The organism is Pseudomonas alkylphenolica, from assembly GCF_004025535.1.
Classification (GTDB): domain Bacteria; phylum Pseudomonadota; class Gammaproteobacteria; order Pseudomonadales; family Pseudomonadaceae; genus Aquipseudomonas; species Aquipseudomonas alkylphenolica_A.
In genome coordinates this window covers 19,241-45,992 of sequence record NZ_QJRG01000034.1, presented here as the reverse complement: position 1 = coordinate 45,992, position 26,752 = coordinate 19,241, and the positions used below count along the sequence as shown (strand labels likewise).

General features: G+C 49.1%; 24 protein-coding genes and 3 pseudogenes. 9 read left to right on the top strand and 18 right to left on the bottom strand.

The features are described from left to right. Positions 1–465 precede the first annotated feature (465 nt). Genes DM813_RS04195 through DM813_RS04185 form a run of 3 tightly spaced genes read right to left on the bottom strand, consistent with a single transcriptional unit; the run spans position 466 to position 4,652 of the window. Positions 466–2,799 carry an AAA family ATPase gene (locus DM813_RS04195; RefSeq protein ID WP_128322181.1) on the bottom strand — a complete coding sequence of 778 codons (2,334 nt, stop codon included), beginning with the start codon at positions 2,797–2,799 and terminating at the stop codon, positions 466–468. Next, positions 2,774–3,439, bottom strand: coding sequence for an ABC-three component system middle component 1 (locus DM813_RS04190; protein WP_128322180.1), 666 nt, complete (start codon positions 3,437–3,439; stop codon positions 2,774–2,776). Before DM813_RS04190 ends, DM813_RS04195 begins: the two co-directional genes overlap by 26 nt. Then, positions 3,420–4,652, bottom strand: coding sequence for an ABC-three component system protein (locus DM813_RS04185; protein WP_128322179.1), 1,233 nt, complete (start codon positions 4,650–4,652; stop codon positions 3,420–3,422). Before DM813_RS04185 ends, DM813_RS04190 begins: the two co-directional genes overlap by 20 nt. A 310-nt stretch (positions 4,653–4,962) precedes the next feature. Between DM813_RS04185 and DM813_RS04180 the strand changes: the two genes are divergently transcribed. The 3 genes from DM813_RS04180 to DM813_RS04170 are packed head-to-tail and all read left to right on the top strand — an operon-like array spanning position 4,963 to position 8,201. Continuing rightward, the gene (locus DM813_RS04180) at positions 4,963–5,769 is read left to right on the top strand and encodes a hypothetical protein (RefSeq protein ID WP_128322178.1); all 807 of its coding nucleotides are present in this window, start codon (positions 4,963–4,965) and stop codon (positions 5,767–5,769) included. A gap of 54 nt (positions 5,770–5,823) precedes the next feature. Beyond that, positions 5,824–7,272 (top strand): AAA family ATPase, encoded by a 1,449-nt coding sequence (locus DM813_RS04175; protein ID WP_128322177.1) that lies wholly within the window; start codon positions 5,824–5,826, stop codon positions 7,270–7,272. Then, positions 7,269–8,201, top strand: coding sequence for a hypothetical protein (locus DM813_RS04170; RefSeq protein WP_128322176.1), 933 nt, complete (start codon positions 7,269–7,271; stop codon positions 8,199–8,201). The genes DM813_RS04175 and DM813_RS04170 overlap by 4 nt, the downstream gene beginning before the upstream one ends. A gap of 7 nt (positions 8,202–8,208) precedes the next feature. Here the strand turns inward: DM813_RS04170 and DM813_RS04165 are convergent. The 3 genes and pseudogenes from DM813_RS04165 to DM813_RS28590 form a co-directional block, all read right to left on the bottom strand. Beyond that, positions 8,209–8,460: pseudogene (locus DM813_RS04165) on the bottom strand (NYN domain-containing protein); the annotation flags it as partial. A 207-nt stretch (positions 8,461–8,667) separates the two neighbouring features. After that, positions 8,668–9,069: a hypothetical protein gene (locus DM813_RS04160; RefSeq protein WP_241653132.1), complete on the bottom strand. Its 402-nt coding sequence runs from the start codon at positions 9,067–9,069 to the stop codon at positions 8,668–8,670. A gap of 13 nt (positions 9,070–9,082) precedes the next feature. Further along, positions 9,083–9,208 (bottom strand): annotated as a pseudogene (locus DM813_RS28590) (histidine phosphatase family protein); the annotation flags it as partial. 138 nt (positions 9,209–9,346) lie between these two features. Between DM813_RS28590 and DM813_RS04150 the strand changes: the two are divergent. The 6 genes from DM813_RS04150 to DM813_RS28585 all read left to right on the top strand — a co-directional run bounded on the left by DM813_RS04150 (position 9,347) and on the right by DM813_RS28585 (position 14,224). Further along, positions 9,347–11,605, top strand: a complete 2,259-nt coding sequence (locus DM813_RS04150; protein WP_128322174.1) for a hypothetical protein — start codon at positions 9,347–9,349, stop codon at positions 11,603–11,605. Positions 11,606–11,641: 36 nt separating this feature from the next. Continuing rightward, complete coding sequence (locus DM813_RS04145; RefSeq protein WP_128322173.1) at positions 11,642–12,145, top strand: 3'-5' exoribonuclease; 504 nt, start codon at positions 11,642–11,644, stop codon at positions 12,143–12,145. Continuing rightward, positions 12,138–12,539, top strand: coding sequence for a hypothetical protein (locus tag DM813_RS04140; RefSeq protein ID WP_128322172.1), 402 nt, complete (start codon positions 12,138–12,140; stop codon positions 12,537–12,539). Before DM813_RS04145 ends, DM813_RS04140 begins: the two co-directional genes overlap by 8 nt. 76 nt (positions 12,540–12,615) lie before the next feature. After that, on the top strand, positions 12,616–12,984 hold the full coding sequence (locus DM813_RS04135) for a histone-like nucleoid-structuring protein, MvaT/MvaU family (RefSeq protein WP_128322171.1): 369 nt from the start codon (positions 12,616–12,618) through the stop codon (positions 12,982–12,984). A gap of 288 nt (positions 12,985–13,272) precedes the next feature. Then, complete coding sequence (locus tag DM813_RS04130; protein WP_128322170.1) at positions 13,273–13,800, top strand: hypothetical protein; 528 nt, start codon at positions 13,273–13,275, stop codon at positions 13,798–13,800. A 214-nt stretch (positions 13,801–14,014) separates the two neighbouring features. Then, positions 14,015–14,224 carry a hypothetical protein gene (locus DM813_RS28585; protein WP_128322169.1) on the top strand — a complete coding sequence of 70 codons (210 nt, stop codon included), beginning with the start codon at positions 14,015–14,017 and terminating at the stop codon, positions 14,222–14,224. An 87-nt stretch (positions 14,225–14,311) separates the two neighbouring features. Here DM813_RS28585 and DM813_RS04120 read toward each other — a convergent pair whose 3' ends face one another. The 12 genes and pseudogenes from DM813_RS04120 to DM813_RS04065 all read right to left on the bottom strand — a co-directional run. Further along, entirely contained in the window at positions 14,312–14,503 is a 192-nt protein-coding gene (locus DM813_RS04120) for a hypothetical protein (protein ID WP_042560295.1), read from the bottom strand. A gap of 221 nt (positions 14,504–14,724) precedes the next feature. Next, the gene (locus DM813_RS04115; RefSeq protein WP_128322168.1) at positions 14,725–15,324 is read right to left on the bottom strand and encodes a DUF262 domain-containing protein; all 600 of its coding nucleotides are present in this window, start codon (positions 15,322–15,324) and stop codon (positions 14,725–14,727) included. After that, positions 15,293–15,643 carry a hypothetical protein gene (locus DM813_RS04110; protein WP_206617357.1) on the bottom strand — a complete coding sequence of 117 codons (351 nt, stop codon included), beginning with the start codon at positions 15,641–15,643 and terminating at the stop codon, positions 15,293–15,295. Before DM813_RS04110 ends, DM813_RS04115 begins: the two co-directional genes overlap by 32 nt. Before the next feature lie 146 nt (positions 15,644–15,789). Then, positions 15,790–16,062, bottom strand: coding sequence for a hypothetical protein (locus DM813_RS04105; RefSeq protein WP_128322167.1), 273 nt, complete (start codon positions 16,060–16,062; stop codon positions 15,790–15,792). A 732-nt stretch (positions 16,063–16,794) separates the two neighbouring features. Further along, on the bottom strand, positions 16,795–17,829 hold the full coding sequence (locus tag DM813_RS04100) for a site-specific integrase (RefSeq protein WP_128322166.1): 1,035 nt from the start codon (positions 17,827–17,829) through the stop codon (positions 16,795–16,797). 646 nt (positions 17,830–18,475) lie between these two features. After that, positions 18,476–18,928 carry a hypothetical protein gene (locus DM813_RS04095; protein ID WP_128322165.1) on the bottom strand — a complete coding sequence of 151 codons (453 nt, stop codon included), beginning with the start codon at positions 18,926–18,928 and terminating at the stop codon, positions 18,476–18,478. Positions 18,929–18,982: 54 nt separating this feature from the next. Next, a complete protein-coding gene (locus DM813_RS04090) occupies positions 18,983–19,375 on the bottom strand; it encodes a hypothetical protein (RefSeq protein ID WP_128322164.1) in 393 nt (130 codons plus the stop codon). Then, positions 19,372–19,599, bottom strand: a complete 228-nt coding sequence (locus DM813_RS04085; RefSeq protein WP_128322163.1) for a hypothetical protein — start codon at positions 19,597–19,599, stop codon at positions 19,372–19,374. Before DM813_RS04085 ends, DM813_RS04090 begins: the two co-directional genes overlap by 4 nt. Next, positions 19,596–21,521, bottom strand: a complete 1,926-nt coding sequence (locus DM813_RS04080) for an integrase (protein WP_128322162.1) — start codon at positions 21,519–21,521, stop codon at positions 19,596–19,598. Before DM813_RS04080 ends, DM813_RS04085 begins: the two co-directional genes overlap by 4 nt. Continuing rightward, positions 21,518–23,398 (bottom strand): integrase, encoded by a 1,881-nt coding sequence (locus DM813_RS04075; RefSeq protein ID WP_241653131.1) that lies wholly within the window; start codon positions 23,396–23,398, stop codon positions 21,518–21,520. The genes DM813_RS04080 and DM813_RS04075 overlap by 4 nt, the downstream gene beginning before the upstream one ends. Before the next feature lie 13 nt (positions 23,399–23,411). Beyond that, positions 23,412–24,839, bottom strand: a complete 1,428-nt coding sequence (locus tag DM813_RS04070) for a site-specific integrase (protein ID WP_241653130.1) — start codon at positions 24,837–24,839, stop codon at positions 23,412–23,414. 1,129 nt (positions 24,840–25,968) lie between these two features. Next, a pseudogene (locus DM813_RS04065) lies at positions 25,969–26,670 on the bottom strand (mechanosensitive ion channel domain-containing protein); the annotation flags it as partial. Positions 26,671–26,752 lie beyond the last annotated feature (82 nt).

Below are 26,752 nucleotides of genomic sequence, written 5' to 3'. Positions count from 1 at the left end.
TCGAATGCGTCAGAATGATTCCAGGGATCGTCAACCGCATCTCGTCGGACGACACTACGTCAGATATGGTGTTGGCAGGCCTTCCAGGGCTGGATTGGGACACATACCTGCGCTAGGTTAGTGGCAACGACTACGTCCATTGGAGAGAGCACATGTGTCACTTACGTGAAGAAGACTGGATCTAACCCCTCAGGTTGTAGCAAAAGTGGGTTTCCTGCGAGCTGAGTGCAATGCTTGCCTCGCCCGCTGGAAAGCGCCGCCAGAATTCAGGTTCGCTGCGCCAGACTGCCCTTTCCAGGCGAGTACCAAGCAAGCGGAGCGCGCAGGCGTGAGGATGGAAGCCCGTAGGCCCGAGACGTGGCTTGTCACGGCTCGGTTCAGTTCAGCCCCCAGCCAACGTCGGTAACAGACACGATGCTTCCGCGCTGTGGCCACCTAGCTCTACCAGGTGGCCACAGGTGGGTCTTACGAGGCCTCTTTCGCCAAAAGCTGCATGTTGAGCGAGCTCGTGCTCAAACCCGCCCTGTCGAACCGGTAGCGCATGTAGGCTGAAATATCCTCTTCATGCGAGGATACGACTAGCTGGCAATGCTTGAGCTCGCAACGGAGTAGGTCGGTCAGGGAGGCGACGTTCACTTCGTCCAAGGATTGCGACGGGTCATCAATGAGAATGAGCGGTACCCGAGCGTAAACCTTGTTGAGAGAAAGGAAGAAGGCGAGGCTCAGTGCCGAAACCTGGCCGGAACTCATGGACATGACTGCGTCGTGTTCAGACTTCTCAGCGGTTAGGAATCTCAACTGCGTACCTTCACGGCTCTCGATGAACAGGCCCAGACCACGCTGGTAGTTCTGGATTAACCGGCCACTGTAGATGTGGAATATGAGCTCAATTGCCGAAATTGTATGGTCGGTATAATTCTGCTCTGTCTTCTTCAATGTGGTGCGGAGTTTTTCAACTTTGGCCTGAACCTTTTGGGCTGCAAGGGTTTCTTTCTGTATAAGCTTAAGGTCGCCAATACAGGTTTGAAGTCTAGAGCTTTGAGCCTCGTTAGCTTTGATCGATATGTACTGCTCCTTACCGTTCAAGTCTTCTGCCGTGATAATGTAAAAATCCTGGAGGTCTTTGAAGGCGCTTTTTGTTGTTTCTCTCCAGTCTTCAGGCAGCGCTAAGGCGTCTGCTTCGACCTGTTTTTTGCTTCTTAGGGCTTCTTTCAGCTTATCAAGGCGTTCATTTATGATGTCATCAACGTCCGTGAACGAGTCGGTTGGTTGAATGTTTTCGCGTTGCAGGTTTTCCAGGAGCTGAGTGATGGCCGGTAGGCGAAGTTTAATTTTTGTGAGTTCTGCATGAAGTTTTTGATCAAACGTGGGCGAAAGATTTTTTAGGTCGGATTGGATGTCGGTATCGATGAGACCGAGTTCGGCATGCATTGTTGCGATGAGTTTTATTAAGTCCTTACCATCTTGGCCCAGTGAGTCAGATATTTGCTTGGCCCGCTCTGCAATGGCATCCACCATTGATTTATGGTCTTCCCAGTCAGCACCGCACAGAGGGCATAGCTGATCATCTGGATAAGACTTTTTGTGTTCCTCAAGGAGCTGCCGCTTCAGTCTTTCCAATTCTGCTGCGACGTTAGCATTGGTACTGCTTTTCTCTTGCAGATTGTTTCGGGCTTCAATTTGTGACTCAAACCACTCAAGGCGTCCCTCAGCCCAGTTTGGCAGCGATTGGGCTTCTTTGAGCTTGATGACTGTAGCGCCGCGTTTGATGATGCCTGCGGCACGTTCCAGTTCATCTATCTTTTTCTTGATAGCTTCAAGCGTATCGAGCTTGCCAAGGTCTTTGCCAAATTGAGCCAGACTTTTCAAGGATTCTTCGTTGCGATCAATGTCGGTATCGATAGCTTCGTTGTGGACTCTAGTTCTGATTGTGGCTTTGAGTGGTAAAAGATCAATTATCTTGCGAACTGATTCTTGATAGGTGGTATGGTCTACTGCCGAATAGGTTGAAAATAGTATTTCCTTATCCCAAGCTGGTTGGATATCAGTCGTTGAGAGCTTTTTATATTCAATAACTCCAGTCTGTGCCTGCAGCGCTCCTCGCAGGGTGTTAATTTCTTCTGTTAGCGATTCAGCCTGTGCCTTGCGCTCAGGGTCATTGATACGCTTTGTTAGTTTGTTGTATATGTTTGTGCAGTTATCGATCTCGGATTCGATGTCGCTAATGTTGAAGAGATTTCCAAGCTTATCCTTTCGTTCGTCTACCCTGGTATGTAGTAGTCGATTTTGACCCTGTTCTAGATAGTTGAGGAAAGAAAAGTTTTCCCTGAAATTCTTTCCGAAAATCTCGTCGAGGAAGTTGTTGTCTCGTTGGTTGATCTTTGTGAAGTCTAGTGATTCGAATTCAGGAAGTTCGTAGAGTTTGAAGTTTTCATACTTGTCAGCCCGGTTGTTCGCCGGTTTTTTGAATATTGCTACCGGACAATGCCGGGCTAAAACAAGCTTCCGGTTACTGGTAGAAAATTCAATTTTGATGTAGAGATCATTCTCGCCCGAGCGATTGTTCCAGAAAAGGTTGTCTGCATAGTCTCTCTTATTTCTCGTTAACAACGTAGAAAATAGATTCTGTATGCGATTAATCTGGCCTGTAAGTAGCAATTCGATTGCGTCAAATATGCTGGTTTTACCATAGCCATTCGGGCCATCCAGGGTTAGCAAGTATGAATCACCAAGATCCAAGGAAATGTGCTTGAATGCTTTGAAACTAGAGACTTCAATCTTGGATATTTTCCATTTCATTGCGAATCATTTCCTTGATAAATTCGTCGGCGTTCTTGTCGGTTACTTGTTGGATTGTCGCATACGTATCGTTTAGGCCAGCTTCTGCAACGGCCTCAACGGCTTGTAAACGTAAGGACACAAGATTTCCTTCGTGGCTAGGTAGCTCTAAGAACGGGAGTTTGATAAAGGTCTTGGCGGCGAAGCTGTACTGTGTAGCAGCTAGAGGGTTTTCCTTATAATCGAGAAACTCTTTCTTATCAGTGATTACTGTTACAAGTTTGTCGTAAGTGAAGTTGGCAAGGGCGCTTTCCTCTGCAATGCTGTAGTAGAGGACATACTTTTTATAAAAATGCGGATCCTCCTCAATGGCGAAGATTTCTTCTTCGTGATCCTTGAATTCTGGGAGGACGTCAAGGCGATGAATGCAAATCAAGTCGCAGTTCTTCTTGAAACTCGGATTTTTGGTAAATGATTCAGGAGCAAGGTGGTTGATTCTGGTATTGAGTTCGGCTGGATCTATGAGGTCGTCCAGAGTATGGAGAACTGCAAACCTGATGGCTGATTCTGTTTCGCGAACATAAAAATTTGTGGTGTCTACTTTGTGCTCGCTTACAAAGCCATGCGCAACAAGTGCTTCATCAATTAGTTGCTTTATCATTCAATCGACCCTCCGCGTCGTCTTTAGTTATCACGCTAATGCACAGCGACTTGGTGATGTTGCTTTCAATTTTTTTCGTGACCTGTTTGTCGTCTAGGTCGTCGGAGTTTGTAAATTTAGTATTGAATGTGAATGAGGTTTCTGACTTGCTTGCAATTAGATGGTTGTATTCAAAGAGCAGCCTGAGCAGATCCCCATTGTTCTTCATCTCACGGATCATGTCAGACTCACACTCTTCGCTTTCATCGATGTCAAGAGCGGTAGGTACGTAGAATCTGTTTTCGCTGTCAAGATAATGAGGAAGATGACAAAAAATGGGTTCTGCCGAAATTGCTTGGATGAGCTTGGTGTAGCGCCTGATGTCGTTCGTTTGAACATCTTGAAACCGCTCGGAGGGCTTCATCATCTGGCATAAAGTTTTTAGTTCATTGATGTGTGTTTCTCGAATGTGCTCACACAGGCGTAGTGCCCTCTGATAGTTGGCGTCATTCATTGTTGGGAGAGCCTGATCCAGTCGCTCTTCCAGGTGGGTTTGTAGCCTGGCCTTCAATTGAACTGCATAGTAGTCCCGATTCTGGTAGGGGTTTTCAGTCAGTACCTCTTCTAAAATGCTACTGGCCTTTATTCGACCCTCGTATGCCGCTTTGTCTTCCGAAATTCCATCTACTTGGTTTAGCTTGTGGTTGTGTATAGCTTTAGTGCTGATCTTTTCTGAAAGTAAGCAATAGTTAAAATTTAAGAGATTCTCACCTGCGGCTATAGACTGCTGCTCACATATTTTTCCTATAAGCTCTTTGGTTAGTCCTTCAATTTCGCCAAGACCGCAGTAATGATTGTCACCATAGCGATAGAATTTTACTGTCTCTCCGCTAGCGCCAGTGTGGTCTTCGATATTGTTTAGCGGTACAGATACGTGGAAGTAACGAGTCGTGCCTTTTATCTTGTCATGTTCGATGAGTGTAGATTGCTCGAGCGCGTTGCTGTAGCCGCTACGATATTTGCTTATTTTCGCTTTTACTTGATGGGCCGTGTGCAGTGTCCCATTTTTATAAATAGCGAAATCGTCGCTACTGTCTAGCTGAAGCTCAAAGTCCAGGTCGCCATCGTGGATGAGCCTGAGGGAGTGATACAATGCGATCTTCCCCTGATAGACGAAGCCACTCCAAGAGGACACCGCGCTAGCTGGGTATTTCTCATCATCTTCTTGACTCACATGAACTCCTTTCAAAAGAATGCCGAAGTGCTGGGTGGCAGAATAATATCACGGCCATTCGGGGCCCTTGTAGATCCGATTTAATGTCAGGTTGTGATCTAGGGAATGATATAGTTTTGTCGTCAGAAAATGGTCTGATGAATCGATTCAGTAGGAAAAGTCAACTCTAAACGGGAATGAAAATAGTAATGGGTTCCAAACCTCAGTTTCAGCCGCACTGTGATGGCCTTGTGCCCCGATATTCAGCACAATAGTGGCTTGGCCCGCAAGCAAGCGAGGCTCCCCACCATCAATGCAACAGGAACGCTGCATGATTGAACGTGTCCTCGACTGGCGTAATCGTCGAGCTTGGCTCAACGCCCTCCCTAGGTATGCGAGCCAGGTGCTCACGCCTCCGATACGCCAGCACATCGAGACCACTCGGCCTGAGTGTTGGTCGGATGACTTCCGTTGGCTGCCGAACCAAGAGGAGGTGTTGCCAGCTTTCAGCGAAAAGCTGTGGAGCTACTACACCCACGCCAAGGCATTTCATGGATGTCGGCCTGAAAGCCTGGCCACGTATTTCGAGGAAGGCCTTCGAGGGCAGGAGCCAGATCGGATCTTGCAAACCTTTCGTCGGCTGTATGCCGATGTCCCTACGTCTGCTCTAAACAAAGCGATCCGTTTGATGGGCGAGCGGCGGGGTGACGAACGTGGCTCCATCTGGCTCTCCACTGACGACCACCAAATGATTCGGGATCACGGCCACTACATCATTAGTGGAAGCGAGTATTTACTAGCACTTGCTGCGAATATCCATGTCGAGGACACATGGGAGGATGACTACCGACTCAGGCTTCGGGACGTGGGCATTCCAACCATCCTTGAAGTTGACATCCCCGTTGATCTGATCCCCGCCAGGGAGCGTCTGGCTGGAGCAAGGGTAATACTCTCCCATTGGGGGCAACGGCGAGCCAGGAGGCTCTTGGGTAGTTCGTCGTCACCTGGTTACAGGCTGAGCTGCAATCTCCCGCCATCGTCGATAAAGGCTCATTATCATCCTGGTAGGGTAAAAGATTTCCATACCCCGTTTGGGTTGTATATAAATAAGCAACTAAAGTGTGATATGTGCGCCTGAGACTCGTGATTTTTTAGTTGACTTGCTTTTTGGCGTATTATTAAGGGATTTTATATGCCTACTATCGTTGGGCTCCGCATTGAAGAAAGACTGCTGGAACTAATTACTCCGGTCACTGAGCAGGTCGGTAGGATTTTTGATGTTGACTCAGTCAGCTTGATCCTGGGAAAGAACGGGTCGGGTAAGACACACCTGCTCAATTTGATTGCTGAAGCGGTGTCTGCGCCTGGGCGAGGGGATACCAAAGTCTATGTCAAAGATAGGCGTGGTGATGTTTATACCCTGTCTAATCACGATAATGATTTCTGTGCTATCTATTATTCCGGCTTGCCCTATAAACGCAAAATGAGTCGTAGGGCTGGGTTGATTGATGCATCTCCTCAGAATAGGAATACTGAAAAACTCGGAGAGGAGCATGGGCGAATGGCCCAGCTTGGAGAGATTGCCACCGCCCTAGGTGAAAATACCCAGCTTACTGCGACTCTCTCATACTCGAAAAATGTCTACCGAGCAATTTTTATACCTGCTCTCAAGCAGCGCGTGCATCATATAACGCATTCTCAACTTAAAAATCTAGTTACCAAGCTTAAAAGCTACGAGTCAACTCGCATCAAGGAGTCGAGTGATTTCAGAAGTCTCGATGATGAGCTAGAAAATTGTCTTAAGTCCATCGTTGCTCTATTGGATGATTACGTGCTGAGTCATTTTCCTTGTGGCGAGCGCATTCATCATCTTGCGGTCGTAGAATATTTGCAGGGCAAGAGGGGAGAGGAGGATGTCGACTACGCTCTCTCATTGTTATCTTATCTAGGTATCATACGCCGTTATGATTTTCAGGTAGGAATTGATCATATCCAGGACTTGGTGTCTCGTTGTTCCGAGGTGCTTAGAAATTATGGTTGTAACGTAAAATTCACTGACCGTTCTATTTCCTTCTTGATCGATGGCGTAGCCCAGTTTGATGCTGTGCGTCAGTATAATACTCCAATAAGTATCCAATGGTCGTTGCTCAGCTCTGGACTTCAGGCTCTGATTGATCAATTCGCCCATATAGGTGATGCGGTAGCCACAGCGGCTCAGAGTGGGCGAGGTTCTGTATTGCTAATGATCGATGAGGGGGATGCGTATCTCCATCTTGATTGGCAGAGAAAGTATATTACGCTTGTGAATAAGTACCTTGGTGGACTTAAAAGAAAATACAGTCTGAGAAGTCTGCAGGTTATCTTGGCGTCTCATTCACCACTTATCGCAGCTGATATACCTGGAATATATGTAACAAGCTTAGACTCCAGTGTGAAGGTAAAGACTTTCGGAGCGCCAATCGAGGACGTAATATCTGGATCATTCGAGTCAAACTCTCTTGGGGTTTTCGCAGCTAGCAAAATCAATGAAATGTATGCTCGGGCCAAACTTAATAAGCTTACAAAGTCAGATCTGGCATTAATAGGCGAAATTGGCGATGAGGCAATTCGCGCTTTCCTGCAGAGAGGCGGGCGGTCGTGATCATCAATATATCGGATGTTTGGGCTGCAGCTGTTAATGATCATGCTACATTCCTGGAGCAAGCCATTGAAGATGGTCTGGCCAAACTGGGGAGTTCCATCGTTGAGGGGCAGGTCGCTAAGTTTATTGCTGAAAATAGACGGATCATAGTCTATGGGCAGTCGGCGGAGTTGGCGGATTGCATTCAGAGTTTTCTAACAGCCTTTAGTGGGCCTTTGCTTCGGGCCTGTGCGGTTGAGAAAATGAAGTTGGTATTTGATTACAGTTCATTTTCTGAGAAATCCGCTAGAGCCTGGACTGCTTATGATTTGTGTTCGCGGGCTCGGTATAAAGTCTGCTGTTATTGTCATATGATTGAGACCGGAACTTGCTTGCCCGACGAAGAAATCAAAGGCTATCGACCTCCTATTGATCATTATTACGGGAAGGCAGATTATCCGTTTTTAGCCCTATCCTTGTACAATTTTATTCCGTGCTGCGAGAAGTGTAATGGCCCTCAGATGAAAGGGCAGATCGATTTCTCTGTAACGCCTCACCTAAATCCTCTATTAGATGAAGAGTCAATCGACTTCTCACTTGGGCCTATAGCAGCAGCTGCTGATAAGTTGGCGGAGTTCGCTAGTCTGACCTTGCCTAAAGATCAGTATAAATTGGAAGTTTCCGCTGTCAAAAATCTTAACAGTTCAAGTGCCTCCATCAAAACCTTTCAACTGAGGCATCGGTACGGAACTTATTCTGAACGTGCCTATTACCTTGCCAAGCGTGTTAGAGGACTAGCTTCAAGGCGTCGGTTTCATGATGATGAGCTTGATTTTAAAATTGAGCTTGAGGAACACTTGGAGTTCAAGCCTGACGAATATAAAGGTGTCCCTTATGGGAAGGCTCGTGTTTGTGTGGCTAGGCAGTTTGGGAGGGATCTCCTTCCATAGTCCTATCTACAAATGACTTTGGTGTTTTTTTTGCCGAACCGTAAACCGTCTGGCGCTCTTCGCGCAGGCGGGAGGTAAGGCGGGTGAAGTCGCTGTCACTGGAAACCAGACAGAACGCGTCGAAACGCCCGGTGGACAACAAATCCATCGTGTCAATGATCAGCAATCTGTCAGTAGCGTTCTTACCTTTGGTATAGGCGAACTGCTGGATAGGCTGAATCGAGTGATTGAACAGCAAATTCTTCCACTCACCATGCTGTAACGATTGGCGACAGTTTGCAGGCGAACACTGTTCGGCTAAACCCTGTCCACAGCCTTACTGAGGTGAATTTTCTTCTACAATCGTCGCCAGGGTCGTCGAAAGCACCATCGGAAGGTAATCATAGAAGCTAAGGGCGCGGATTTCTGACCATAGAAAGGTAAGCCACCACGGTTGGATCTGGGTGGCTCACCTTGCGCTGAGAGGTTACACCTTTAGGAGCGTAATCAGATCCTCTTTAAGCTTGAAGCATTCGCTGTACTGCAGGGCGAAGTGAAGGAGATCAGTCTTGTCCGAGATGGACGAAAGCTCGACTGCCTCGAGGTCAGTGACTTCCTCGATGAGGGCAACATGGTTCTTGCCGACAGCCGTCAAGGCTTCTTCGATCATGTTGCCTTCGAAATCAGAGAAGAAATTGAGGGGGAAGGGCATCCCAGTGGGCAGCCCACGCTCATTGAGAAAGCACTGCAGGTCGAGTCTTTTCGGGGAGGTCTCGGAGTGTTTCGCCTCGAGGATGCCAATAAACTCGGCGCCATGTTTGAGCCCTTTCAAAACCACGTAGTCGCAAGTCCTAGGCCGGGGATGGGTCACCTTGGTGGTTTCTTCCATTGCGAATTCACTCAGCTCTTTTGCCAGCGTGTCGTTGCTCAACCCCTTTTGGCGTAAGAGGAATTGTCACGTGATTCAGGCTGGATTCGCCGGCGTTGGCAGCGATTTCTCCATGGCGGATCAGCCTGACCTGTCTAATAAACCAAATATCCTCCAATTCAATCTCGCCCGTAGGTGAGTGAGTGCGTTTCTGCTACCGCAGCCCCGGCATTATTGCAGTTCCGCTATGATGGCTTTCTGTCCGACCTCTAGATTTTGCTGCAAGGATCGAATGCCCATGACGCCCCCAAAATACGACCTTCATCTCTTAGGTTGGCATAGTTTTCAGCAACTGTGCATGGCGGTAACCTCAACAGTTTTGGGCCAAACAGTCGAGACGTTCCTTGAAGGAAATGACGGAGGCCGCGATGGTGGATTCAAGGGAACGTGGTCTCCTCAGCCAAACGAAGTGTATGCAGGCGAATTCGTCATCCAGTGCAAGTTCACATCGCGCCGTGATCACAATCTCACTCTATCTGATGTGACCGGTGAGCTTGAAAAGGTGCGCCGACTCGTCGCCAAAGGAAAGTGTGATGCCTATGTCCTGATGACAAACGCAAGCTGGACAGGAGATAGCAATCTGAAAATACGGTTGGCGTTTGAGGATGCTGGGGCCAAGCACGTGCTTTTGCTGGGCTCTACCTGGATCTGCGAGAAGATCCAGCTGAACAGTGATCTGCGTATGAACGTGCCCCGACTCTACGGTCTTGGCGACCTTAGCCAGATTCTGGATGAGAGACGGTACAAGCAGACGAAGGCGTTGCTGACGGAGCTTCCCGACCTTTCAAAGCTCGTGGTGACGGGCACCTATCGCAAAGCGCTTCAAGCCCTTCAGCAGCATGGCTTTGTTCTTTTAGTTGGAGAACCCGCAGCAGGTAAGACAACGATTGCCTCACTCATGGCCATGTGTGCGATGGACAAATGGGGAAGCCTGGTATTGAAGCTGGAGAGGCCTGAGCAGATAAGAGATCACTGGAATACTGAAGAAGCATCGCAGTTCGTATGGGTTGATGACGCCTTCGGGGCGATGCAGTACGAAGCAGACTTGGTGATGGAGTGGAACCGGATTCTTCCCGCTCTCACGACTATGATCCGAGGTGGGCATCGGATAGTTCTGACCAGCCGTGACTACATTTACAACAGCGCACGGCGTGACCTCAAGAAAACAGCATTTCCTCTGATGGAAGAGAGCCAGGTTGTCATCGACGTGAAAGAGCTGACCTCCCAGGAAAAGTCAGAAATCCTCTACAACCATGTGAAGCTTGGAAACCAACCACAGCGGGTTCGGACGGTCTTGAAGGAGTTTCTTCCTGCAGTGGCAGCTCACAGTCGGTTCGCTCCCGAGACTGCTCGGCGCTTGGGGAGCGTTGAATTCACCAAAGCGCTAAAGATTGACCAGAAAAATATCGACGAATTTGTCTCGAAGCAGGAGCGATGGCTCGTCGAGACGATGCAGGGCATGGATGACGAGAGCCAGGCCGCACTTGCTCTTCTCTACATGAAGCATGGAGCAATCGAAAGCCCGGTGAGTCTGTCTAGCGGCGAGATCCAGACAATTGAAAGGTTGGGCGGTAGCCAGGCCGGGTGTATCCGAGCACTGGAGAGCCTCCGGGGTAGTTTTCTTCAGATGGCAGATACGGCTGATGGACGTTTCTGGCGATATAAGCATCCTACGATTGGGGATGCTTTTGCGTTGATACTCGCCCAGAGTCCTGAGCATCTGCAGATTTTTGTGAATGGAACACCGATTGAGCGGTTGATGGAGCTGGTGACATGCGGCTACGCAGGCGTTCAGAACGCTACGATTTTGCCTTCAAGCATGTTCGCAGAAATCGCGAACCGGTGCTGCGAATACGTTGCTGGCGAGGGCGACATGGAGCTCACGAGGCGGGGAAGGCTGTATTCTTTTCTGCAGCGCAGGACAAATGACGTGTTCTTAGACATCTACTCGAAAACTGATGGAAAGCTGCACTCCAGCTTGGTTCGTGACTTCGCGATAAATCTGTTCACGAGGTCGTCTGATCTAGCTCTCCGTCTGCTACGGCAAGGGCTTTTACCTGAGTCAGCGAGAGAAGCGATTTCCACCAAGATCCGGAACTTTGTCTTTGTTCATGATGAGCTCGGGCACATCTACGATAACGAGATGCATGAGTTCTTCACTAGCCACGAGCGTGAAGACTTCTACAGCGATGTACAGAAACATGTGCTGCCTGTCCTGGATAGAGTTCGCAAATCCCTGCAGGAATCGTATTGCTACGAAAACGATCCTGATAACCACTTTTCTGATTTTATTTATGAGCTAGAGGGTATTTACGCGGTCTTTCCGGAATGGCCTGGTATCGAGGATGTGGTTGATACCCAACGGCGTCGAGTTGACGATTGGGTGAGTGAGGTGTCGCAGGAGCGGGGCGAAGAACCTGCAGTCGGACGCAGCGATTTCATTCGCCCCTCTGTAACAGGTGGAGTGCGAAATATCTTTGACGATGTCGATCTCTAAACTAAGTGAATAAGGGTAAAGGCAACGGAGGAGAGAATGAAGCTATTTCTGGACTGTGAGTTCACCCAGCTCAACCGAGATACGAAGCTGATCTCGCTGGCACTGGTGTCCGAAGCCGGCCATGAATACTACGTTGAACTCACAGACACCTACCTAGTGGCAGACTGCAGCGATTTCGTGATCCAGAACGTGCTGCCTCAGCTCGACATGCCTGCATGTGGGCAGCCCTTGGCCGAAGCTCAAGTATCCCTGCTCGCCTTCCTAAGCAACCTTGAAGGCCCGCTCGAGATTTGCTCGGATGCTCCGGATTGGGACTGGGATCTCTTCTGCCAATTGGCCTACGTAAATCATCGTTGGCCAGCTAACGTTGCCAATCGTCCAACCAACCTGATCCTGCTATTCAGGCATCTCGAAGCGGATGATATCGGCAACGTGACTCTCCCCGAACTTCCACATCACGCGCTGCTGGATGCTCGCCTCTTAACCGACCTTTATCGTCGACTAACTGCCGGTTCAAATCGAGTCACTGAACATGGCTGATGATCTTCGTACGCGTGAGTCTGTCAGGCGCAAAGCGCTCTGGACACTGTCGCACCTGATGCCTGGCGATCCGAAGGCTGCTGCGATTCTGGATGTCCTAGACAACATTGAAGACCAAGAGCGCGTCGACTTAAACCGAAGTCATCCAGGCCTCGATATCGATGCTGCCCGCAAAGCAGTCCTGATTGAGCGCCACAGTTCCAGTATCAACATTGTTGACGAGGCCAGTATTCCACAGCCGTGGCGTGAGCGTTTTCTACAAGCGAGCATCGGCTCGACGCGCGTGATCGATGGCCCATATGCCCACGACTGGGAAAAATTCCTGACTGAATGGCAGGCTGAAATGCAGCACCTCGATGCACACAGGGCTGCTAGGCGAGCGCGTCAGCGTTAAGCATCGGGCGCACCTTCGATTGTGTACCTTAGATGGCCCTGACTATACTGCTATAACTAACTATCTGAGGTCTTACATGTCCCGTCTCGCTGAATTCCGCGCGCTTGAACAGCAGCTTGCTGCCCAATTGGCAGAGCTTGAAACACTGAAAAACGATGATGGGCTGAAGCGCGAGATCGAGTTCGAAAAGAAGCTCCGCGATCTCTTGGGCGAGTATGGCTACAGCCTGCGCAACATCGTGGCGATTCTAGACCCACAGTCTTCTAGTCGCCGTGCTCCTCCGGACACTGAGACCAAGGGCGTTCGCAAGGCTCGCGCCGTCAAGGTTTACAAGAACCCTCACTCAGGTGAAGTCGTCGAGACGAAAGGCGGCAACCATAAAATCCTGAAAGAATGGAAAGCCGAGTACGGTTCCGACACAGTCGAGAGCTGGCTGGCCCAGTAAAATCTGTTGAGTACAAATGGAGGGCCCTGCGGGGCCCTTTTTTATAGGTGATAGATAATGCTTCGTTCAGGAGCGCTTGAGCTGGGGAGCACCGGCAGCAATATTCGTCACGTCAATGCGGATGGCCTGGCGATAAAGTTAGTCATCTATTAATTTTCGTGCGTGGTACCGGGGTGTTATGCCCGTATCTAGACGGCTGGATAGACAACGTCAGGCCGTCTATTTTCTAAGAAGCAAGGAGGCGGACTAAATGCAGTCTGCGGCCAATTAGAGCGAAAGGAGCAACCAGTGAAGGTTCCATCAAGTCGAAATCCATCCATCTCCACTTCGAAAAATCCGTTCATATCAACCTCGCTGAACCCTACGGTGGCTACGTCGCTGAATCCCAACGTAGCGACGAGCAAAAACCCGTTCGTGGCCACCAGCCTGAATCCTCATGTTGCTACTAGCAACAACCCGCTGATCGCTACGAGTCTTAACTACAAGGTTGCCTCAAGCCTCAATCCTAGGGTGTCGTCACGTCTTAATCCCAAGGTCAGCAGTTCGTTGAACCCGAACGTATCGTCCAACATTGAAGGATTGTATCTATGGAGTCTCGACCTTGTGCAAGATGGGTTCACCGCCCGAGCAAACGACCGTGTTGTGCTGATGTACGACGTCAATGCCGAGTTCAATGGGGTGCTGATCTCGGCAAAGGCGAACCATTGGAATCAGTTTGACCTCGATAACCAGTGGGTCGGGTATTGGGTGCATGCTAAGGAAAACACCTGGCTGCGTTACACGTTGCGCAATCAGTGGTACGGCTTTACCACCTGAATATCGATTCACGAGTCAGTGGGGGAGGAGGGAAGCATCTAGCGTCGCTTCCTCATCCATGACAAAGCTAAGTTCACCCGTTGCTTTATGCGCTCGCATGCAAACGGAGCGCCCAGGCACGAGGATGAAACCGCGTAGGGCCGAAACTTTGACACGGTTCACGACAGCCGCTCCCGAAGGGCACGCAACAACCACAATTTACGTGGAGAGGCAGATGGGTAAGACAGACGATGACGACACAGTCTATTGCGACATCCAAATGCCCTTGGCGCAGGGGAGGGAACTACTGCAATTGGTGAAGACATTGAGAGAGTCAAATGCCCATCCGACTCTGAGCAGGGTCTTCGAGCGCATGCAGGATGAGCTCAGCACATCAATTGATATCGTTGAAAACCCACCGACATGGGGCCCGTGGTGCCAGTAAGTCGAGCTTCGTAGGACACCTTTATTTTGTAGTTCTGAAAGGATGCTAAAGGGCTGGGGCTGCAAGCAGGTTGGGTGCTCGCTACCGTTATTTTTGAACCAGGTCTTTGTATAACTCTCGGGCTTCAAGGATCTGATCCCTGATCTCCTCGGGATCAATCCGCATGCCGCCTCGTGGTGTCACTTGCAGTGTCTTCAGGCGGTTCGCAGCTTTGATGAACGCTCGCTCTTCCGCCTGAACCCATTCAGGACGTTTGTCCTTCCAAAATGACCACGCCATGACCTAGCCTCATCTTTGACTGGATGGGATCAGTATGTGGGAGCAGCCGCCAATGTCCAAGCTGGGAAGCGAGCCCTGTCATTATGCAAGCGGAGCGCGCAGACCAGGAAGGTCGAAGGCTTGAGGATGGAAGCCCGCAGGGCCAAGACCCGTCGATAAACGGGGCTTGGTTTACGACAGCCATCCCCAGAGGGGCATGCCCCAAAAATAGGATCTAACGGTTATCGAACCGCGCGCTGATCGTTCGTACGAGAAGCTACACCCATGGCGTAAAGATCATAAGTTTTTCGCAACAACACTTCGTCATCAGACGATACATGTGCGTGCGTAAAGACTGTCGACAAGAACCGCTTGCGTTCGCCGTTGCCAATCTCAGACCAAACCCTAGGTTGCCCTTGAGCATCTGGGACTGCCAAGCGATCAAGAAGGTACTCCTCTAGGCTATGCAACCGCTGCAAGCCATCGATCAAAATATCGCTGTTCTCCGCAGTTGCTCGCCCCCCACCCGAGCCGCACCACTCATTCGTCATATAGCTCCCGAGATCCGCCCCCGACCACACCGAAACAATGAACCGAGACTTCTGACCTACATTCCACACCACTGACCGATGCCAAGACGGAATAGGAATGCCCATTGCAAACCCCGAAGCCCAAGGATACTTCTCTTGAGCAGCAGATGGCTCGACCAGGTGTTTTTCCCAACTAGAAACCAAGATATCAATCGGATATTGGTTGGTGCTGGTTGCCAAAATTTGACGAGGCATTCGCAGGCTTGGATCTGAAATTTCGTCATCCGCGTAGCGCTGAAATTTGGAAGTCATGAATGTCCTTGGAGGAGGGGAGTGCTAAAAGTGGAGACGAAACATCTGAGCGGATGAAATGCCGCCGCCACTCGTCAACGATTGAAATGATCAGTAAGTCACGCTCTGTGGAAATTTCGATCTGCTCCCCGTCGACGAGCGCTTGCGCATAGCCCTCAGCGAAGGCCGCATCCCTGTCAAAGCCCGAAAGGGAGTCAGAGGACTCGATGTAGCTGACTAAACGCTCCCACGCCCTGCGTTGACGATGACCCTGGATGGTCTCGGCAAACGAGACGGCGCCTTTCAGGCCGCGTGCAAATGCGATCGTTGGTAGGTTCAAAACTGGTTTCTCAAGATGTCATAGGTATGACAAACGGTTCATTTTGAGAAACCTTGAGCCCGATCGGAAATTTTTTCAGAAGCTCACCTGTCTGGGATGAAGATCTGTTGCCTCACGGTGCCATTCCCGCCAAGAGAAAGCGGAATTCATCCTTCATCTCTTGATAGCTCGGTGAGTACTGAGGCTAGCGCCGTCACCTGCTGAGGCGTGAACCTAAAGCGCCATTCATCGATTTTGATTGAAATTTCGCCGTTGGATTCTGTATCCAGGAGAACTGCGTAACTGTTGTCATCGTCTATGACCGCCCCCTCTGAAGTGCCTGGCCAAGTGAAGATGGCAAGCCTGAACTCGCGCGAGTCACTCTTCAGGGAATCATACTTGAGCGTGAAGAATCTGTTCGGGGGCAGCTTTGTACTCATGGTCTCGATATTCCTCAGAAAATAAGTCGCATGACTATTTAAACGGAGGCGAAATTCGAAACTTGAGTGGTGGGTTAAAAAATAAATCTGCCTGAAAAATACTTTGCGCAGCGCTAAAGTCTTGCTCGAAATAATCCGTGTAAGTTTGTATTTCACGGAAAAGCGCTGTGTGGGAAATGATGAGAGAGCATAATTTTGCGGAAATTATTAGATTCAGGGCCGAGCGCGCATTTTCATCTCATGAAGATAATGAATCGCCCCGGACTCTTTAGACACATCAAGGCTTTGCAGGCACACATATCTTATTGCAGCTTGAGACCTCAAGCGGCGCCAGGCTATGACCTGAATGCAGTCAGTGAATGAGCAGGAGAGGGGCTGGATTGGCTCACTGGTGGAGACATCTAGTGGTTTCTGCTGCTCAGTGATTTGGGACATGACCATCTCATGGACAACTGAGGGATCCATGAAAACGGCTCCTCTGTCGGTTACATAGTAATTCTGAAGCTTGTTGGCAGCATCTATGAAGGATTTTTCTCGCTGTTTTCATACTCTGATCGCTTATCGCCAAAAAGCCACGTCCCTAACGTTAACAGGGAGCGAATTAGCCGATTCATCTAGCTTGTCCTATTTACATGATCGTTCAATCTGCCATGAATTGCCCGAGGAGGAGCGTGTTGGGGGGAAGCAGCAGAATACTCGTGAAAGCCGTCCCCCCCCCCGCAGTTTCTTGCATTATTTTCGGGAGGGCAGGTGAGACAGGCTCAGGTATGCAAGGGTCGAGTTAATGTTGGTGTGCCCCATCCATTGATAAAGCCGTTCCGACAAATTCTCTGACACCCGATCACGTGCTGCTTGGCGAATCAAAGAAACTCGACGCTTAGTCTTTTCAGGCATGGCCTCTAGAAGATAGGCATCGACAACTCGGCGCATGGTTTCCGGAGGCATGGAAATGCTAGCGTTATTTGTGGAAGGGAAAAGATAGTCACTGTGAGAAAGGCCAGTTTGGCGAATGTACTCGCCAACCAGCTTGCCGAAACTAGGCGGCATGCGGAGCCTTGCTTTCCGAGGTTTAGATTTCGTGATTTCGATATGCAGACTAACCACGGAGTCTAGGGTTAACGACACGTCACCGACTTTAATGCCAAGCAGATCATTCAGGCGTAGACCTTCCAGCAAACCTAGACAAAAACATTGGTCTCGAAGACTGCCTTTACGTTGAACAACCTCCCAGAAGCTCTGCAAATCTTCCTCGTTGATCGCGTCAGCCGGTTGCCTCATGAGCTCTGCGTTTAGCTCTTCATGTAGCACTGAGGCATCGCCCAGTTGTTCCTCCCCGGAAGCCCCGTCCAAGTCTTGGGTTGGCGACATAAGCACTTCCACCAAACTCATGGGCAGTAATGTGCCGCGCTGCTGGGCGCGCGATGTCTGGAACGCGGTGAGCTCGTGAAGGGGCAGCAAAGCTACCAATCGCGCGACGTCCGGGTTGCCGATATCAATAACTTTCTTGGACTGGCAGAAAGTGATGATCGACGTGCTGATCCAGTCCCTCACTTCATCCTGAGAGGGCCTGGAGCCACTTTGGAGCTGCTTATCAGTCGAATTCTGCAGATCATGAAGATCCCGGTAGCCGAGACCGCGTGAGAGGATGTCTTGTGACGACGCAAGGGAAACGGAAACAGTGCCAGGCCAATTGCGCTGGAGTTTCTTGGAGATACGATTGAAGCCGTATTTGGCACGAAGGTCGGCGAGAGTGATTGGTACGCGCATAGCATCCTCCAATTCGTCAGCGGTGTCGGCTGCCCTCTGACCATTGTCGGAATGCACATAACGCAGAAGAGGTTAAGCACCCTGTGGCTATACCGCCTTGGCGAACCGACCGCCCGAACTCGACTAGGGAGCCGAGGCAGTCACGTTAGCATACTCGAGCAGTGTGTCCACTGAATTGATAGGGGGGGGTTATTGCCTAGGGTAAGACTGAAATAGCAAGCGGAGCGCGCAGGGCATGAGGATGGAAGCCCGATAGGGCCATGACAACGGCGAGCATCGCCGGGCATGGTTCACGACAGCCGTCCCTGTGAGGGCATGCCACGGCAACTACAGCGTCGATGACTACCGAAACGTGCGTTGATCGAATGTCCGGGGCACGACACCCTGGCGCATGCGCCTAGATTACGAGGCCGATGAATTGGGGAGGAGGGGAGTGTGCTACCGCTAAGAGAGGGGGCATACTCCCCCACCTGTTTAACCATCAGGCCTTTTATCGTTGTCAGCTTCACGACAAGCCTTTAGGACAGGTGGGCGGAGTAAGTTGTTCTGGCCTGGTGCGCACTGGCTTTGCAAGCTGACCGCAGGAGTCCAGGTAATCCCACCTAATGATAACCCTCTCCCTATCTTGAATGCCACCGATACGCCCTTACATTCCCAAATCATCCTCAAGTTTTTTGATTTTCAAGCGAAGTGAAGCAAATCCTTGCCGGAGCAGTATCTCATGTAGAGCGTCACTAAAGTCATACCAGTCGCAGCGTGGGCCCGTTTCTCTAAGCAACGGCCAGTCCCTCTTGATCAACTCACGCAACATTTCGCTCAGGATGTAGCATGGATTTGAGAGTGAACCTGGTGGGCAATCGAAGCGGAGGACTTCTCTACCCGTGACTTTGTAGGCATTCCGCTCAAACAAAGCTGATACTCCTCGCCTTGCGATAACGTCTTTAAATGCTCGCCGACAGACCTCCTCCGTCAGATGGAGAGATGCCAGTTCCCACAATTCCAGAATAAGTGACTGCTGCCAATTAGAGGCAATGAGGGACTTATAGATAGCCTCGTTAATCGCCTTGGTGGTGATGAATGGCTTGCGTTTACCACCCATTACTGCGCTCCTCAGGATTCAAGTTCATGAGAGTGAATCTCCGATTCAAGATAATCATAGTTCCGTAGCCTTCCTGTTCTTTCCCTTCTGTTTAGCGATGTTGGTCACGTTACTCAAAATCGAGAGATCTTTCTCCAATTCATCAATCTGAGATATGAGCAACAATTCCCTGGCCAAGCTTTCGTGATAAAGATCTTTGAACAGCTTTTCAGCGCCCTTGTTGGGCTTCGCACTGTTTTCCTTTTTTTGTTTGGCTGCGGCAGCCTTGGTTTTATCGCGAAGCTGATCAAAGCACTCCCGATCTTTTCTGATGGAGCCTTTACCGCGCCCAGCTTCCAAGGCCACGTTGTTGATGGTGATCTTGCTGCCCGGCGGTAAGATGTTAGGCTTGTTTTCAACCAGTCGTTGAAGCGCTGTTTCATATTGGAGAATGACGTCGGAAATCATGAAGTTACCTTAGCCAAAAAAGTTTGCTGGGTCAGAGCGCCCTGTGCCCGGTTTTCTTGGGCGTGTGCTTGGGAGGAATTATCCTTCTCTGAGGTTGAGCTCTTTTCACGCCAGTGTGCTTTATATACTTTATTGAAAGTTACTTTAAAGTCTGGCGACACGGGTTGTTCTCTAGCCAGCCGTTGCAGATCAGCTTCGTACAAGTTGATAACTTTGGAAGTCATGCGATCACCTTAGAGATTTTGTCTTTGAAGAATTGCAGCATGCTGAGTTTCGTTTGCTCTGTGTTGTGGGCAAACGTTCCTTCAGGAATACTGTCGATGATTTTGGTTTGAATGAGAATTGATTGGTCAAGCTTTTTTTCTTTGATGCAGGCGCTGCTGCAGTCTACGCAGGCGACGTAATTATGGTGCACTCGCTCCTTGCACTCCCCAACCTTAAAACATCCACCAAGGATCGTCTCTTTATAGGAAAGTAGTCCCTGTTTGATTTTTTTCAGGGTTTCTTGGAAGTTGGTAACAATATTGGTGGCGTATTCCTTCTTAAGGTTACGCTCATACCAAATTCCTGCAGCGCCGTGCAAATTCGCTTTTTCCATAATCACCTCCTTGAGAAAAAGGCTTGCTTCGGCGTTTACTGTCTGTGCCTGGAAAAACTCAGCCAAGTCAGGATTCTGTTCGGAGAAAAGGAATTTGGCGGATGCAAATCCTCTGGTGTAATAGATGGACATCTGTAAAAGCGTGTGATGAAGCATTCTTTTCAAAGAGGGTAGGGATACCAAGCCACTCTGAGCTGCGTAAACGGCCATTGATCGCCGGAACTGGTGGGTAGTTAGGTTCCAGTTTTGTCCTATTTGAAACTTCAGATTGGCAGCCCAGTTTCGAAGTGGGTCAATCATTACCAATTCCTCGTAGTCCTCATCTGTAATTGCTGTCGGTGGAAAAGTTTCCTCCCATCTGGTGGGGTTCAGAGCTCCTTGGTACAACTCTGTATCTTTTTGTTTTTTTTCGTATTCATTAGCTACCGGAAGGTATGATACTGATAGGAAAAGGCGGTTTTCAGTGTCTATGCAAGCTGGCATATATACTTTGATCAGTCGAGCGATGCTGCAAGCACAATCATATGGAAGCAGGATTGACTCAGACGTAATCCATTTGGCTGGTCGTGGCTCTTTGGTTAGCTTAACTGTTAGTCCGTCCACGACATAGGTTTTAGGCCCTATCTTTTCAACGCACCCATCTTTTAGTAGATAGGCTTCACGCTCTCGCATGGCAGTAAAAATATGGATAAGCATTTTTGCAGCGTAGTTGCACCTGCTGATGAAGTTGCTCACATTGGAGAGTTGCCTCATCTTATACTTTTCACGAATCACTGAGAGCCCACATTCTTCCATTGCGACCTCAAACTCAACGTTGGGGTTGTGCGGATCAGTGGATTTTCTTTTGAATCGGCCATAGAATCGATTCAACCCTGCTCTTCGGTTCAATTCAGAAATTTGTATTTCGTTTTCTTGATATTCCTGAAGTAAAGATGTGTAATGAGAAATCTTTTCGAACAAAATACGCCCTGGAATAACAGGGTGCTGCTCGGACTCGTCCGCCGATTCTCGAATTGCACGGTCGAGTATCTTGGTAATGGTTGTAGATACAGAGAATATATGTTCTTCAATCACCTTGTTAATGATCATCTGCAGGGTTCTGAGGGTCGTGTAAGATTTTATTTTGTCGATGTGCGACTTAAAGTGGACAGGATGTTTAAGAAGTTCTGCCAATGTGACGCCCTTTTTCGTGGCCTGATTGCAGAGCCTGCGGAGATCAGTTAAGAAGGATCGTACCGTGTCAATACTTGGGTAGGAACCGGTTCTCTGTGAGGGCCGATGGATCCAGATTGCAACAATCTTCTGTGTTTGTTCGAGGTTTTTAACCTCAAGCTCGGTGCTTGTCCTGAACTTGCTGAAGCTGATATAAGCCTTTCGATTCTGGTGGCTTCTTAGCAACGGCGTCTGCCATTCAATGTCTCCGACAACGCTTAAAATATTCCCGTGTATGTCCCTGCTAATCACGGTCGCTGGTGTGATTAGGTCGGAGGGAATGCCCATGTAGGCATCGATGCCGTGCTGGAGTGATGCAGTGGATGATAATTTCATTGAATCGCTCCTAAATAAACTAATTGATTAAGTACGGTTGCCCAGTATTCAGAAAGTTCTTCATGGTCGAATACCGAGGCCTGGATGGTCGAAACTCTGTCGGCCAGTTCCGGTGAAATTTTGCTAATGCTTGTTAGGATTGATTCAATTCGCGCTACAGTAGGGCCGTTCAACTTATTGAATTCTTCAGCTGAAGTAGACTGATGGCGAATTTCGTTGAGAAAATATTTGAGGCTCAGAAGTTTTTTAAGGTCATTGTCCGTAGCATGCACAACGAAGTTTGAGCAAAACAGGCATGTGATGAAGTTTTCGCAAGCTGGTTGGCTCACCTCCGACACGATCTCCACCACAGCTATGGCATTGCCGGGTTTGATGCAGTGTCCAGCAGGGATGCTCTGCTGGCGTTTTCGGGCTGCAGCCTTAATAGCATCTGACAGCAGATTGTAGAATGCACTGATTTCTTTGGCGGCTACATCATCTTCAGCTGATGAATAGGCCTTGGCTATAGTGCCGATACGGCTTTGTAAAAGCTGGCTTGCTACAATAAGTCCGTACTCTTTGAGAAGGTAGTTTGACTTATATAGTCGCAGTTGGCGGTAGCCGACCTTGGGGAAATCTTTGTCTATAAATGAACGCATCGCAGATATAAGCTTGAGCAAGCAGCCCTTCTGTAAAGGTCTTACTCGATCTTCTGGCATCACAGGGACATGCAGAAAAAGATAATTCGAAGCATAGTTGCTGGTGATGAGTTTTCTTAATTCAAGATATTCTTCAAATCTCTTGACGAATTGCGCAGCTATGGTAAAGCTCTGACGCTTGTTCCCTGCTCGCCATTTCACAGTACGAAAACCTTGCTGGGCTGGCACTACTTCGTAGGTACCCGTATGCCACTCCAGGACAGAAATCTGCTTTTCATTAATTGCGGTGTTTGCCGCAAATAAAAGTAGAAAACAGTCGTGCGCCCATTTGGCGAGTCGATGCCTATGTTGGGTCAAAATAGCAGGATTCGAATTTTCCCTCTCGAGCGACAGAAGGCCTTCCCTATACCGCTTTTTGCGATTTCGGGGCTGGTTGGGGATCAACGTACCAGTGCTATAGTCCCAGATCTCACTTGCGCCTTGGAGGGGGGCAAAATTTCTTGGATAGCAGAAGTTTTCGTGAGGAACGATCCACTTCATCTTGCCAAATAAGGAAATTTGAAACGGATATTTCTCAAGGTTAATTAGCGATTTGGTTAGCCCGCTAAAGATGTCTGACGAGATCGCGAGAGCGTGCGACAATTCATCTTCTTTAGGGACTTTTGTCTCGTTTTTAGGAGGTGCCTTAGTGTTAACGTAAACTCTTGGTAGAGCCTGTTTGAAGTGTGTATCTGATTCGGGAAAAAGAGACTTGATGATACTGAAAGCATAGATTTGTTTTCCGGAAGCCGTTGAGTCTGCGTTTTTTTTGCATACCCATTGATTGTAAACAGCGTTAGAGTATGATGAATAGCATTCATAATAATTTTTATCGCTTTTCAAGAGGTTTAAATAACCATTCTTATAGGCCCACTCGAACTGCTGATTCAATAGCCGACACTTAGCCATGAATGTAATAGGCCTAATTTCGCCGGTTTTGAGATTGTCAATGAGCGATCTGGCCCATCCATCAATTGCCGTGGCTCTATCGGGGCAGTAATCGTGCTCGGTGCACTTGTAAAGAGAGCTCCCAGCTATCCGGTGCCTATGAGTAAAGCAAAGTGACCCCACATGAAAAAGTTCTTCGTCAACTACCAGGAAGGCAAGGTTTTGAATTCCTGATTTATCTATTATTCTGTGAATTTCCATCATGGAGGTCTTATCGACGTCAATGACTGTGATGTTTGGATTGTTGCGCATTATCGAGCGAACTTTAGGCGTAAACATAGTTTTCCGCCAAGGTCTGAAGGTGAAGTTCGAAGTCACTCTGCGCCTGCAGCCCGATATTTCTCGTTTCCCGGAAGCGGGAGTATCGCTGCGTTGTTGAAATGTCGCTGTGTCCCATTCTTCGCTGCACTTCAGTTAGTACTGCGTAAATGCGGTTGGTATCAGAGTTAGGTATTCCTTTCAATTTTTGATCAATAAGATTCATGCAGAAGCAAGCCCTAAGATTATGGAATCTAAATTTGAATGGTGTGTCAGATTGGTTTAGCAGAGCTTGGAATTTTTTAGAGGCGAACTGACGAACTGAGTAGCCTTCTTGAATCGGTTTGTCTTGACCCCTTTCCATATCATTTTTTGAGATGTAGTAGGGGTTGCCGTGCTGAGTGAGAAATACATATTGCTCTCCACCGTTTCTAGCCGAAGCCTTGGTAGCTCGTCTTTTATGCCGATCCGAATTTATGTAGACGTAAAGAAGAGCATTTAACCAAGCGGGAATATATAAGAGCATGGTTTTGTTGAATTTATTATCGATCAGAGTCCCGCGTCCTATTTTGACTGCAATTTCATTTGTTTTAACGAGTTCGGGATTGACGATGTTGGACTGGCGAATGGTAAAGGTAGTGCTGATTCGTGATCCTGTGAATATGGATAGAAGGAACGCCAAAAACATTTCGGTATTACCACTTGCAACCAGGGTTTGGACTAGAGAGATCTGTTGCTCCTGGCTGTACGGATAGAGCTTACCTTCATCGATAATGTAATCGCCTGTAGAGTCTTCACCTGTTGCCACGATTCGGAGGTTGGTGGTAATTACTTTCTTGTTTCGATAGAAGCCTCTCTTGTCATGATATGGAATTCTACAAACTTTTTCTGTCCATAGCGCTTCGGTGGGATGATAGTCGTGCCGACCCTGCATCCAGCGATAAAAGTTTACGACTGCTGAAATTCGCCCATTTGCAGTGCTAGCTGCAATTTCATTCAGATTAACCTTTAGTTTTAACTCGGCCTTGTAATGAAATGTCGGGCGTGAACCTTCTCGTTTGGGTGTGGCAAGGTAATCAACGCCGTCCTGCGCTAGCGTATTCATGTAGTCTACAAGACTCTTGGCGAATCCTTTCAATGTCTGGTCTGACGGCGCGTCAAAATCTATGGCTCTCGCTAGAATGTAAAGCGCCCCATGTTTCCATATGGAACCATCTGGATTAAGGATTACCGGTACGTTCCGGACTACCTTGTCTCCGGCATCGCTGTCGAACGGTCTGATGAAGTAGTTTCCCGCCAAACTAGCTTCTAGCTCAGAGCCATCCTCGTCATTAGAGTGACTCGACTTTCTGAACAAAGACACGAGCGGCAACGTCACGTACCGGTATTTTTTAACAGGTACTTTTCGAGGGGTTTTATTTACGAGTGCTGGCATGCTCGAAGGCGCGATTATGGACTAGGGATAGCGATTTAAGTTTTCCTTCAATGGCTCTGTCAAGAGGTATTTAGAGTATGCGGAAAGTACACTCTTATTTGCGCATTATGTTATCTCTTATTGTTTATTGATGAATTGTCAAGTTTGGCTTCTTGCAAAATTTTGGCCGCTGCTCTTGTTGCGCTACTCGCAAAGCCTTGAGCTCTGCCGCTCACGGAGGCAAGGTCAGTGTTCATGTAAAAAAATATCAGTGCGAAATTGTGGTGTTTAGTGGTTATTAAGCCAATGTTATTTATTGCATATTCGCACCGAAAACTTACCGACGCCAATTGACCAGCGGTCGCTAAATCACCTAGCTTTGGACGTTACTGCCTTGGTACTCGCAGGTTTCTGGAACGACTCACGCCTGCTTCAAATTTCTTGTCAACTCGTGATCAAAGCTGCTAACCGGCTAAGTGCGGCTCACTCTGTGTCTGCGGCCCTTTAGGACAGCATCGCTCCACAAGGATGGCTGGTTGGAGGTTTTCCTTAGCTGGCTCCTGCTGCATTGGCAAGTGCAGGAATCCTCCCTGCAGAAGAGTTGTGTGGCCGGCTGACAAGCTCAGTTTTTCACCTGTCAGCACGCACTAGGGTGCCTACCTTGAATGATGCAGCATGAATAGGTATTGCTCACATCCACCTCCTGAAGCAGTAGCTATTTTTCAAGCGTGCTACGGCAGCGTACCTATTCATTGGGGATGACATTGTCAGCTCCAACTATTCAGATGCTGGAGAATGGGCTCGGGGTAGGCGAAGGAGGATCTAGAGAGAGGCGCACTCATGGAATGTGAGTCATCTGCAGCACTATTGCACCTGCCTAATCCAAACTACCACTAAGCAAATTGATTGAGGCCATTAAGAGGCTGAAGCTGCTTCGCTACCGTCTCTTTGGCTAACAGAGTCACCTATTGGGGTTACCTACTGAATGGCGAGGGAAGTGTTGAGTAGGTGTTAGCCACACCGAAGCCACTGCTGACAGTCTGGGTGGAGGGGTGAGAGCTTGGCGCGGGGGAGGAGGAGATCATGAAATGGGTTGTCCATTTTTGAGATTATCTACGGGTCGTAGTCAGTTTTTCATAACTCACGGGTGGTTCTGTACCTTGACCGTATGCAGGGTGATATCGACCACGTCGCCATCAGCACCGACCTGCGGCATTTCGATCCAGTCACCCACCCGCAGCATGTCGTTGCTGGTGAGCTGCACACTGGCCACGAACGACAGCAGGGTATCCTTGTACACCAGCAGAATGACCGCCGACATGGCACCCAGGCCCGACAGCAGCAGCAACGGCGAGCGGTCGATCAGGGTGGCGACGATGACAATCGCGGCAAACACGAACAGGACCATCTTGGCCAGCTGTACGTAGCCTTTGATCGAACGGGTACGCGCATGCTCGGTGCGGGCGTAGATGTCCAGCAGGGCATCGAGCAGGGCGGAGATCGCCAGGGTCAGGAACAGGATGGTGAAGGCCAGGGCCACGTTGCCGAGGAAATGCTGGCTGGCGGCGTTCAGTTCCGGCACCAGTTTCAGGCCGAACTGCACAAACAGTGAGGGGGTGGTTTGCGCCAGGCGGTGAAAGACCTTGTTTTCGCGCAGGTCGTTGACCCAGTGCAGGGCCGGTTGGCGACCAAGCAGACGAGCGGCGTGCAGGATCAGAAAGCGTGCAACGCGGCCCAGTACCAAGGCGATCAGTAGAAGCACAGCCAGGCCAAGACTGGCGTGCAATAAGGGGTGTTCGTCCAGCGTGCCCCAGAGATCCAGGGAGTTTTGCCACATCGATTGAATATCCATTGCCGTGCTGAAGATCTTCCGATAAGTGAAAAGGAGGGGTATTAGAGCGTGTATTGACGACAAGTTGGCAAAAGAATTCGGC